The following is a 10,537-nucleotide window of genomic DNA, read 5'->3' on the forward strand; positions in this document are numbered from 1 at the left end:
CGCAGAGCGTCCATGGCGGCATTCCCACGCAGAGCGTGGGAACGATCTACGTGATGATTGTGTGAGGACACCGTTTTGCGTTCTACCGAAGTCGTGATCATTGGCGCTGGCGCCGCAGGGTTGATGTGTGCACTGACCGCCGCCGGGCGCGGGCGTCAGGTGATGCTGCTCGACCACGCGAACAAGGCCGGCAAGAAAATCCTGATGTCCGGCGGTGGGCGCTGCAACTTCACCAACATGTACACCGAACCGAGCAATTTTCTCTCGCAGAATGCGCACTTCTGCAAATCCGCGCTGGCCCGCTACACCCAGTGGGACTTCATCGGCATGGTCGCCAAGCACGGCGTGCCGTACCACGAGAAAAAGCTCGGCCAACTGTTCTGCGATAACAAATCCAGCGACATCCTCGGCATGCTGCTGGACGAGTGCGATCAGGTCGGCGTCAACCTGCACCTCGACACGTCGATCCAGACCATCGAGAAGGTCGAGGGCGGTTACCTGCTCGACACAACCCTCGGCCAGATCCAGTGCCAGTCGCTGGTAATCGCCACCGGCGGTCTGTCGATCCCGACCCTCGGCGCCACCGGTTTCGGTTATCAGGTCGCCAAACAGTTCGGCCACGACCTGCTGCCAACACGCGCCGGGTTGGTGCCGTTCACCATCACCGATCAGCTCAAGGAGCTGTGCACCGAACTGTCCGGCACCTCGGTGGATTGTCTGGTCAGCTGCAACGACCAGAGTTTTCGCGAGAACATCCTGTTCACTCACCGCGGCCTCAGTGGCCCGGCGATTCTGCAGATTTCCTCGTTCTGGGAGCCGGGCGACACGGTCGAAATCAACCTGCTGCCCGATCATGACGCCGCGAGCTGGCTGCAACAGCAAACCGCCGAGCGTCCGAACAGCGAACTGAAAACCCTGCTCGGTGAAATCTTCACCAAGAAGATGGCCAACCTGCTGGCGGACAACTGGTTCGTCTCCAAACCGATGAAGCAGTACACCCACGCCGAACTGGCGGACATCGCCGAGAAGCTCGGCAGCTGGAAAGTCGTCCCGGCCGGCACCGAGGGCTATCGCACCGCCGAAGTCACCCTCGGTGGCGTCGACACTCGTGAAGTGTCGTCCAAGACCATGGAATCGCTGAAAAGCCCGGGCCTCTACTTTGTCGGCGAAGTGCTCGACGTCACCGGACATCTGGGCGGATTCAACTTCCAGTGGGCGTGGGCCTCTGGTTACGCTGCCGCGCAGTACGTCTGACCCAGGTTTTTTTAGATTTGAAATGCAATCCCTGTGGGAGCTGGCTTGCCAGCGATGGCGGCCTGACAGTCAGCAATGATGTTGGGTGTACTGGCCTCATCGCTGGCAAGCCAGCTCCCCAGGTTTGTGTGCAAGATTCAAAATTTGAAGTCGGCGCAGGAACCCAAAGGAACACTTTTTGCTGTCAGATGTGATCGGCGCCATTGCGTCGGCGTCATTACTGGCTCAATTTAGCGGCATCGCCTCGGAAGGCCTTCGCACTTCATGTCCTCGACCTCGTTTCGTCAGTCTTTGCGGCGCCTGTGGGCGCTGGATAAATTCAGCTACAGCGTGCGGGTGTTCATCGCCCTGACCGGCAGCATGGCGCTGTGCTGGTATCAGGATGAAATGGGGCTGCTGATCCCGCTGTTCCTCGGGATCATCGCCAGCGCCCTGGCCGAGACCGACGACAGTTGGCAGGGCCGCCTCAACGCACTGGCGGTGACGCTGGTGTGTTTCAGCGTCGCGGCGCTGTCGGTGGAATTGCTGTTCCCCTACCCCATCGTGTTCGTCATCGCCCTGGCACTGGCCAGTTTCGGCCTGACCATGCTCGGGGCGCTCGGCGAGCGTTATGGCGCGATTGCTTCGGCGACCCTGATTCTTTCCGTCTACACCATGATCGGCGTGGATCAGCGCGGTGGCGCGGTCACGGATTTCTGGCACGAGCCGATGCTGCTGGTAGCCGGCGCCGCGTGGTACGGCCTGCTGTCGGTGCTGTGGCAGGCGATGTTTTCCAATCAGCCGGTGCAGCAGAGTCTGGCGCGGCTGTTCCGCGAACTCGGCTATTACCTGAAGCTGAAATCCTCGCTGTTCGAGCCGATCCGTCAGATGGACGTCGAAGCGCGGCGACTGGAACTGGCCCAGCAGAACGGCCGGGTCGTCGCAGCCCTGAACAGCGCCAAGGAAATCATCCTGCACCGGGTCGGCAACGGTCGTCCTGGCTCGAAAGTCAGCCGTTACCTGAAGCTGTACTTCCTGGCGCAAGACATTCACGAACGCGCCAGCTCTTCGCACTACCCCTATAACGCCCTGGCCGATGCGTTTTTCCACAGCGATGTCCTGTTCCGCTGCCAACGCCTGCTGCGCCAGCAAGGCAAGGCCTGCCGGGCGCTGGCCGAATCGATCCAGATGCGTCAGCCGTTCATCTACGACGCGAGTTTCGCCGAAGCCCTGAGCGACCTGCATGCTTCCCTCGAACACCTGCGCATCCAGAGCAACCCGGCCTGGCGCGGACTGCTCCGTTCATTGCGCGCACTGGCCGCCAACCTCGGCACCCTCGACCGTTTGCTCAGCGACGCCAGCAACCCCGACGCCCTGGCCGATGCCACCGACAGCAGCCTGCTCGACCGCTCACCGCGCAACTTCAAGGACGTGTGGATTCGCCTGCGCACCCAGCTGACGCCGACCTCGCTGCTGTTCCGTCACGCCCTGCGTTTGCCGCTGGCGTTGAGCATCGGCTACGGCATGGTGCACCTGATTCACCCGTCGCAGGGTTACTGGATCATCCTCACCACGCTGTTCGTCTGCCAGCCGAACTACGGCGCCACCCGGCGTAAACTCGGCCAGCGGATTTTCGGCACGGCGATCGGCCTGACGATTGCCTGGGCGCTGTTCGATCTGTTCCCAAGCCCGCTGGTGCAGTCGTGCTTCGCCATCGCCGCCGGCGTGGTGTTCTTTACCAACCGCACCACCCGCTACACCGTCGCGACCGCCGCGATCACGATCATGGTGCTGTTCTGCTTCAACCAGGTCGGTGACGGCTACGGGCTGTTTGTGCCGAGGCTGTTCGATACCTTGCTCGGCAGCCTGATTGCCGGGCTGGCGGTGTTCCTGTTCCTGCCGGACTGGCAGGGCCGGCGCCTGAACAAAGTCCTGGCCAACACCCTCACCTGCAACAGCATTTACCTGCGCCAGATCATGCAGCAATACGCCGCCGGCAAGAGCGACGACCTCGCCTATCGCCTGGCCCGGCGCAACGCGCACAACGCTGACGCCGCACTCTCCACGACGCTGGCGAACATGCTGATGGAGCCGGGGCATTTCCGGAAGGAAGCCGACGTGGGCTTTCGCTTCCTGGTGCTGTCGCACACCTTGCTCAGCTATCTGTCAGGGCTTGGCGCGCACCGGGAAACCCAGCTGCCGGCCGAGGTGCGCGAACACCTGATCGACGGCGCCGGCGTGAGTCTGGCGGCGAGCATCGATGAAATCGCCCAGGGGCTGGCGAGCAAACAGCCGATTGCCATTCAAAGCGATGAGGAAGAAGCGCTGGCCAATGAGCTGGAGCAGATGCCGGACGAAATCGACGAAGGCCAGCGGCTGGTGCAGACACAACTGGCACTGATCTGCCGCCAGCTCGGGCCATTGCGCACGCTGGCGGCGCATCTGATCAAGGACACAGCCGAAGATTGAGCCGCCTCACATTCCATGCTGCCTGAGCAGCTTGTCATAGCTGCCATCGGCCTTCATCGATGCAATCGCCTTGTCGAACCCGGCCACGATCTGTTCGTGCTGCGGGTTCTTCAGGCTGACCAGAATATGCAGGCTGTTCTCGCTCAGCGGCTTGGGCAGAAACTCCACTGCGTTGCGTACCTTCGGTGATTCCCGGGCCAGGTAATAGCGGGCCACGTATTCGTCTTCCAGGGTCAGCTTGACCCGGTCCGCCGCGAGCATGCGCACGGCCATGGCGAAGTTATGCACAGGGACTTTCTGCAACGCGGTGTCGGCATCGAACGGCGCCGAATAGGCGTAGCCGCGCACGACCGCAACCGGATAGGTGTGCAGTTCCTGCAGGTTGTTGTATTCGATGGGCGCGTCTTTGCGCTTGAGGAAGCGCACGCGATTGAGCAGGTACTCAGCGGAAAACTGCCCGATCTTCGTGCGCTCGTCGTTGTACCAGGCGTTGACCAGCACGTCGTAACGTCCTTCGCCAACCCCCATCAACGCCCGCGCCCACGGCACCTGCTCATAACCGCTGGCATAACCGGCACGGGCCAGGGCCGTGCTGACGATGTCGGTCGCCAGCCCACCGTTGACCAGTGTGTCATCGGTAAAGGGCGGCCAGACGTCGAACACCAGACGCAATTTCTCCGCTGCCGCGCTTTGACCCAGCAACAGCAATCCGATCAAAGCAAAGGCTCGATGCAATCGCGGCATGCTTGAAAATCCTTAGCGGGCGGGCCGCCCGGCGTGTTTTCAGTCAAAACCCCAAGGCCCCTTACCGGCGAATCCCAGGCCCTAACCTTAGCTCATTGAAGCCATTGCACAGCGCTTCCCAGCAGATTACACAAAGTACGGCGGGCCGCGATATTGGAATGATGGCATTTTGGCCTTTGTCACAGATTTCTCAGCCATACAGACATATTTCGGCGCTGCGCTTAGTATCGGGCGACGTAGTTCAAGGAATCGGAAGATGACAATCGAGTGGGTCTGCAAACATCACAGCGATCTGGGACTGGAGCAGCTGTACGCCATTTTGAAATTGCGCTCGGAAGTGTTCGTGGTCGAACAGCGCTGCGCTTACCTGGATCCGGACGGCCAGGATCTGGACGGTGACACCTGCCATTTGATGGGTTGGGACGATGATCAGCTGGTGGCGTACCTGCGCCTGCTGGACCCGGAATCCCAGGGTGGCGACGTGGTGATCGGCCGCGTGCTGACCGCACCGGCCGGGCGTGGCAAAGGACTGGGGCATGAAATGATGGAGCAGGCGCTGAAACAGGCCGAGAGGCGTTGGCCGGAAGTGCCGATCTATCTGTCGGCCCAGGCGCATTTGCAGGGGTATTACGGGCGGTATGGGTTTGTGGTGGCGGGTGAGGAATATCTGGAGGATGACATTCCGCACATCGGGATGCGGCGTTCCTGAAAAGCCCCCTCACCCTAACCCTCTCCCGGAGGGAGAGGGGACTGATTGGGGAATATTCGGGAGATACAACGACCTGAACGAGCGTTGTTGAATCCATAATCGCCACACTTGATCAGGTCGATGTATGACGCAAGACACCTCGGTCAGCTCCCTCTCCCTCCGGGAGAGGGCTGGGGTGAGGGCAACAATCTAAAGGCGAACACCCAAACTCAGGGATATTCGAGAACAGCCTTGATCTGCCGCAAATTCCGCTCGATCCACCCCCGATCAATCGCCCCCCACTCACGAATCCGATAGCGCCCCGCATGATTGCGCGCGCCCTCTTCCTGTTCGAACTCGCAGACAATATCCAGATCCGCCAGCGCCGCAATCGTGTCCTGCGCCGTGCGCCGGGGCATGCCGGTGACCTCGGTCAGCGCCGGCACGCTGCTCGCCAGGCCGCTGTCGATCAGATACGCCACGTACAAGCGCCGGTAGAAACTGCTCTTGGTCTTGCTTACGTCCATGCATGCGCTCCGTTGTTTGATGTCTTATTGCATGTCGCGCCACGTCAGGTACACCCGCAGGTCGAACTCGACCTGGTGGTAGCCCGGCAGCATGTGCTCACATAACTTATAGAACGCCTTGTTGTGATCCGACTCCTTGAAGTGCGCCAGCTCGTGCACGACGATCATCTTCAGAAACTCCGGCGCGGCGTCCTTGAACAGCGAGGCGATGCGGATCTCTTTCTTGGCCTTGAGCTTGCCGCCCTGCACCCGCGACACCGTGGTGTGCAGGCCGAGGGCGCGGTGGGTCAGATCGAGACGGTTGTCGAACAGGACCTTGTCGATGGCCGGGGCGTTGCGCAGGTATTCCTGCTTCAAGTCCAGCGCGTAGCCGTACAACGCCTTGTCGCTCTGCACATCGTGGCGGCCCGGATAGCGTTGGCTCAGGTAATCACCGAGGCGGTTGTCGGCGATCAATTGGCGCACCTGATCCTGCAGATTCGCGGGATAGGCCTGGAGGTATTTCAACGCAGTCATGGGGCGGCACGGGTCATGAAAAGGCCGCCAGTGTAGCGAATTCAACCGGCCAACGCGCTCCAGTCGAACGGCTCGGTAAAGCGTGCGGTGTCCTCGGCGACCAACGGCCGCGCCACCAGGAAGCCTTGCACGTACTCGCAACCATGGGCTTGCAGCCACTGATATTGCTCGACGGTTTCCACGCCTTCGGCAATCACCAGCAAGCCGTATTCCTTGCATAAGTCGATGACCGTGCGCACCAGCGAAGCGTCGCGGGACGAGTCCGGCAATCGGGCAATCAGGTGGCGATCGAGTTTGAGGGTATCCAGTTCCAGATCGCGCAAATGCGCCAGCGAGCAGGCCCCGGAACCGAAATCGTCCAGCGCCACCCGCACCCCGAGATTGCGCAGCAGCTTCAGCTGCTTGCGGGTCTCGTCCGGGTTGATCGTCAGCGCTTCTTCGGTGACTTCCACTTCCATCTGGTGTGGCTGCAAACCATGGCGCTCCAGCACTTGGCGCAATTCAGTGACCAGATTCGGCAGGCCGAACTGGGTGTTGCTCAGGCTCACGCCGATCACCAGATCCCTGGAGAACTCGGACTCCCAAGCCTTACGCTGCCCGGCGCTGCGATGATAGATCCAGCTGCCGAGCCGGCTGATCAGCGTCGCCTCCTCCAGCAACGGCAGGAACAACCCCGGCGGCACATCGCCGACGCTCGGGTGCTGCCAGCGCAGCAACGCCTCGAAACCACGAACGCGACCATCGCCAATGGCCACCTGCGGCTGATACACCAGATTGAAATCGCGGTTCTCGATGGCGTTGCGCACGCTTTCTTCCAGCATCAGCCGCGACCGCGCACGGCCGTTCATTTCATGATCGTAGAAACGATATTGCTGACGCCCGGCACGCTTGGCTTCATACATGGCGATGTCCGAAGCGCGCAGCAGACCGTCGAGGTTGTTGCCGCAGTCCGGGTAGGTGGCAATGCCGATACTCGCGCCCAGAGCAATATCGAGGCCTTCAATCTGCTGACAGATCGACACCCGCTCGATGAGCTTCTCGGCGATCTTCGCCGCTTGTTCGGGGAATTCCAGATCCAGCAGCGCGGTGAATTCATCGCCGCCCATCCGCGCCAGAATGTCGAATGGCCGCAGGCAGGCTTTCAATTGTTCGGAGACCCAGCGCAACACCCGGTCCCCTGCATCATGGCCGAGGGAATCGTTGACCCTTTTGAAGCCGTCGAGATCGAGGTACATCAGCACCCAACTGCTGTCCGTACGCTCGCCGCGCAACAGCAGGTTTTCCACAGTCTGATAAAAACCTCGGCGATTGAGCAGCCCGGTCAGCGGGTCGGTGACCGCCTGAAATTCCAGCTGTTGATGCAGATGACGCACCACCGACATGTCCAGCACCGTCACCACCATCGCGTGCTGTTCACTCGGCAGCGGCGCGCAGGACAGGGCCACAGGCACTTGCTGGCCCGGCGCGGTGCGCAGCAAGGCGTCGTGTAAACGCAGCGTCTCACCGCGTTTGTAACTGGCGTAGAACTCGGAATCGGCCCACAGCGGAATGTGCGGTTTCTGCAGGTAATCGAGAAACTCCTGCCCTTCCAGCTCCTTCACCGGCGCATTGAGCAACCGGGAAATCGCCGGGTTGGCAAAGCGGATCAAACCATCCTCGCCCAACACCAGAATGCCTTCGGCCGCGTTATCCAGCACCGAGGCATTGAAGGCCCGCGCCGATTCCAGATCCTGACTCAAACGCTGCAAGGCCCGGCGATTGCGCTGGTGCTCGAGCAACGCCTGGACTTTCGGCTTGAGAATCTGCGGATCGAACGGTTTGAACAGGTAATCCACCGCACCGCTGGCATAACCCTTGATCACGGCGTCCTGGGACTGCTCGTTGGCAGTGAGGAAAATGATCGGGGTCAGGCGCGTGCGCTGGCTGCCGCGCATCAGCCGCGCGACTTCGAAACCGTCCATCCCCGGCATCTGCACATCCAGCAGCACCAGGTCGATGTCGTGTTCGAGCAACAGGTTGAGGGCTTCGTAACCGGAAGCGGCGGTCAATACCTGCCAGTCCTGGCGCTGCAGCAACGCGCGCATGCTGATCAGGTTTTCAGGGTAATCATCAACGATCAAAAGGACTGAGCTGCCTTCACCTGGCTGGGGTTGCGCGCATTCCATGCTGCTTCTCTTGTCGGGACAACTCGTGTCGGGGCATCTCGGGTCAGTGTTCCGGGCGGCTTCTCGTGAAAACCATACAGTCACCGAGTCTTCACTCTAGTCCGGGATCTGTAAAAGCAATAGCTGTCATCCAGCCATCATTTAACCAAACCCATAGGCAGCCGACTAACGGTCACCGCTGAAGCCCCCGAAAACCGGGAAAGATGGCATTTCGACAGGATGTTGACGCCAATCATCCGCCAGACGGCCGTTAACAAAAAATCCCTCTACGCTTATAAAGGCCGCCCCCAAGAGGCGCGGGCTAGAGCTTCTGGCACGCGCGTGCAAGAGAAATAGAGTGGAAGAACCGACATGATTGATCTCGCAACCTGGAACCTCAGCGTTCCCGTTGGCAGCCCGCCCTACACCGTCGAAACCTCCAAACTGGTGAACGGCTTCAAGGATCAGTACTTCCATTCCGACACCGGCACCCTGTTCTTCTGGTCCCCGGTGACCGGCTCGAAAACCGAAAACGCCATCTACCCGCGCACCGAACTGCGCGAGACCTACAGCAACGGAACATTGCGCAACTGGTATTACCCCGACGCCGACAACCTGCTGCGCGCGACCCTTTCGGTCAACAAGGTGCCCAGCTCCGGCAAGATCGTCATCGGCCAGATCCACGCCTATGAAAGCCAGAAGCCGATGCTCAAGCTTGAGTACCAGTACAAAGACAAAACCGAGACCGGCAACCTGGTGATCAAACTGCGCACCCATCCGGATCAGGACGAAAGCCGCGTCATCACCCTCGCCACCGGGATCAAACTCAATCGCGAGTTCAACTACCTCATTCACCTGAGCCCTGGCGGCGCATTGGGCGTGAGTGCGGCCGGGTATCAGTGGGATTCGCAGATCAGCGCGACATGGCGCAACAAACCGCTGTATTTCAAGGCGGGGGTGTATGTGCAGGACAACACCGGGTACACCAGTGAGGGTGGGCAGGTGACGTTCAGCAAGCTGGATATTGATCACGATAAATAGCCGCGATGCGTTCGTTTAAGGCTGCTGTTTAAAGGCAGTGCGCGTAACGTCCCGAAGCCTACAACGGCTTGCGTCGCTGCCTACCACTACGCCAGAATCCGCCGGCTTGTGCGCCTGGAGGGCCATCGGTAACTTGATTCGGGTCACTGATTCGCAGTGATCGGGTTTAGTAGCCCGAGGGTTCGAGCTTGTTCACAAGCATCTGTCAGTCAGGAATTTCGATTCCTGCACCTGATGGCGACTGTGCGCAGGGCATCTTCGGGTGCGCCGGCTTGCTCGAAACCCCGGTCTACTAACCTGCGTACAGTTGCCTCCACTTTGATTAGTAGCCAGAGCGGGGGCACTCCATTCAGGTTTCGAGCAAATGATTAAATCTACGCCTCATCCGCCGGTCACAGACCCGGCCTCCCCCTACGATTCCATCGACCCAAAAAAACTCAACGAAGCCGCCGAACGCGCTCTCGACCACTACCTCTGCCCCGGCGCCCGCATCATGGCCACGGTCAACGAACCCGACCGCATGTACTTCGCCAACCCCGCCTACAACACCGAATCCCTGCTCGCCAACGCCAGCGAAACCCTCGGCTCCGCCAGCGAAATGCTCAACAACTTCGCCGCCACCCTCGCCCCCGCCGACCGCAAAACCGCGATAGGCATTGCGCAGTTGGTAATGCTTGGAGAACTGGCGGTGAATCAGGCGCTGGATCACGTCGAGCCGAACTAGGAACCCTCGTTCATCCGACAAAATCGGCTCAAAAAAAACCCGCCTCACGGCGGGTTTCTTTCAACTCAGCTAAACACCCAGTCTCAATTGACCTTGGCGTTCAACTCACCCTTCAGATAACACTGATACATGCTTTCCAGCGAGATCGGCTTGATCTTCGAAGCGTTGCCGGCAGTACAACAAATAAATCAAAAAATAAATCCGTCTCCATTTTTCAGTAAAAAACTGCAGGGCGCGGTGGCTTTTAACCTTGACTTGAGACCGGCTATTGGGCATCACCTTAGTTGCATCCTTTTCTGCTTATTTCTTTTTTTCTAAAAAATCAATCCAACTCGACTAGAAAAATATAAAAAACTGTCAATTATGACAGTTCACATTCTCACACAGATTCCTGACAATTTAATTCACAAGTTAAATCACAAGTTAAATCAACAGAGGTGTAGACAATGAA

The 10,537-nt window shown here is 59.6% G+C and carries 9 protein-coding genes and 1 pseudogene; 5 read left to right on the forward strand and 5 right to left on the reverse strand.

Annotated features, from left to right (window positions below):
- Nucleotides 1-75 precede the first annotated feature (75 nt).
- Both EIY71_RS14530 and yccS read left to right on the forward strand, forming a co-directional pair.
- The gene (locus EIY71_RS14530; protein ID WP_007959730.1) at nt 76-1,254 is read left to right on the forward strand and encodes an NAD(P)/FAD-dependent oxidoreductase; all 1,179 of its coding nucleotides are present in this window, start codon (nt 76-78) and stop codon (nt 1,252-1,254) included.
- A gap of 264 nt (nt 1,255-1,518) precedes the next feature.
- Nucleotides 1,519-3,702 (forward strand): YccS family putative transporter, encoded by a 2,184-nt coding sequence (yccS, locus tag EIY71_RS14535; RefSeq protein WP_074692097.1) that lies wholly within the window; start codon nt 1,519-1,521, stop codon nt 3,700-3,702.
- A 6-nt stretch (nt 3,703-3,708) separates the two neighbouring features.
- On the opposite strand, the gene EIY71_RS14540 is transcribed toward yccS, so the two are convergent.
- A complete protein-coding gene (locus EIY71_RS14540; protein ID WP_085746655.1) occupies nt 3,709-4,446 on the reverse strand; it encodes an ABC transporter substrate-binding protein in 738 nt (245 codons plus the stop codon).
- A 256-nt stretch (nt 4,447-4,702) separates the two neighbouring features.
- Between EIY71_RS14540 and EIY71_RS14545 the strand changes: the two genes are divergently transcribed.
- Nucleotides 4,703-5,155 carry a GNAT family N-acetyltransferase gene (locus EIY71_RS14545; protein WP_085746656.1) on the forward strand — a complete coding sequence of 151 codons (453 nt, stop codon included), beginning with the start codon at nt 4,703-4,705 and terminating at the stop codon, nt 5,153-5,155.
- 209 nt (nt 5,156-5,364) lie between these two features.
- Here EIY71_RS14545 and EIY71_RS14550 read toward each other — a convergent pair whose 3' ends face one another.
- The 3 genes from EIY71_RS14550 to EIY71_RS14560 are packed head-to-tail and all read right to left on the reverse strand — an operon-like array spanning nt 5,365 to nt 8,342.
- Nucleotides 5,365-5,661, reverse strand: coding sequence for a helix-turn-helix domain-containing protein (locus EIY71_RS14550; protein WP_007894945.1), 297 nt, complete (start codon nt 5,659-5,661; stop codon nt 5,365-5,367).
- 24 nt (nt 5,662-5,685) lie between these two features.
- Nucleotides 5,686-6,177 carry a M48 family metallopeptidase gene (locus EIY71_RS14555; RefSeq protein ID WP_007959720.1) on the reverse strand — a complete coding sequence of 164 codons (492 nt, stop codon included), beginning with the start codon at nt 6,175-6,177 and terminating at the stop codon, nt 5,686-5,688.
- A gap of 41 nt (nt 6,178-6,218) precedes the next feature.
- Complete coding sequence (locus EIY71_RS14560; protein ID WP_134022090.1) at nt 6,219-8,342, reverse strand: bifunctional diguanylate cyclase/phosphodiesterase; 2,124 nt, start codon at nt 8,340-8,342, stop codon at nt 6,219-6,221.
- Nucleotides 8,343-8,693: 351 nt separating this feature from the next.
- On the opposite strand from EIY71_RS14560, the gene EIY71_RS14565 reads away from it, so the two are divergent.
- Together EIY71_RS14565 and EIY71_RS14570 are read left to right on the forward strand one after the other, a co-directional pair.
- Nucleotides 8,694-9,362 (forward strand): polysaccharide lyase family 7 protein, encoded by a 669-nt coding sequence (locus tag EIY71_RS14565; RefSeq protein ID WP_007959711.1) that lies wholly within the window; start codon nt 8,694-8,696, stop codon nt 9,360-9,362.
- Between the two features lie 364 nt (nt 9,363-9,726).
- Entirely contained in the window at nt 9,727-10,086 is a 360-nt protein-coding gene (locus EIY71_RS14570; protein ID WP_134022092.1) for a DUF6124 family protein, read from the forward strand.
- Between the two features lie 83 nt (nt 10,087-10,169).
- Here EIY71_RS14570 and EIY71_RS14575 read toward each other — a convergent pair.
- Nucleotides 10,170-10,262: pseudogene (locus EIY71_RS14575) on the reverse strand (fructose-bisphosphate aldolase); the annotation flags it as partial.
- Between the last annotated feature and the right edge of the window lie 275 nt (nt 10,263-10,537).

This window comes from Pseudomonas sp. CH235 (assembly GCF_004368175.1).
GTDB lineage: Bacteria > Pseudomonadota > Gammaproteobacteria > Pseudomonadales > Pseudomonadaceae > Aquipseudomonas > Aquipseudomonas paraglycinae.

Bases quoted from the DNA above. Each gene is read 5' to 3' on its own strand.
- yccS (WP_074692097.1), top strand. From the start codon at position 1,519: ATGTCCTCGACCTCGTTTCGTCAGTCTTTGCGGCGCCTGTGGGCGCTG.
- EIY71_RS14540 (WP_085746655.1), bottom strand. From the start codon at position 4,446: ATGCCGCGATTGCATCGAGCCTTTGCTTTGATCGGATTGCTGTTGCTG.
- EIY71_RS14545 (WP_085746656.1), top strand. From the start codon at position 4,703: ATGACAATCGAGTGGGTCTGCAAACATCACAGCGATCTGGGACTGGAG.
- EIY71_RS14550 (WP_007894945.1), bottom strand. From the start codon at position 5,661: ATGGACGTAAGCAAGACCAAGAGCAGTTTCTACCGGCGCTTGTACGTG.
- EIY71_RS14555 (WP_007959720.1), bottom strand. From the start codon at position 6,177: ATGACTGCGTTGAAATACCTCCAGGCCTATCCCGCGAATCTGCAGGAT.
- EIY71_RS14560 (WP_134022090.1), bottom strand. From the start codon at position 8,342: ATGGAATGCGCGCAACCCCAGCCAGGTGAAGGCAGCTCAGTCCTTTTG.
- EIY71_RS14565 (WP_007959711.1), top strand. From the start codon at position 8,694: ATGATTGATCTCGCAACCTGGAACCTCAGCGTTCCCGTTGGCAGCCCG.
- EIY71_RS14570 (WP_134022092.1), top strand. From the start codon at position 9,727: ATGATTAAATCTACGCCTCATCCGCCGGTCACAGACCCGGCCTCCCCC.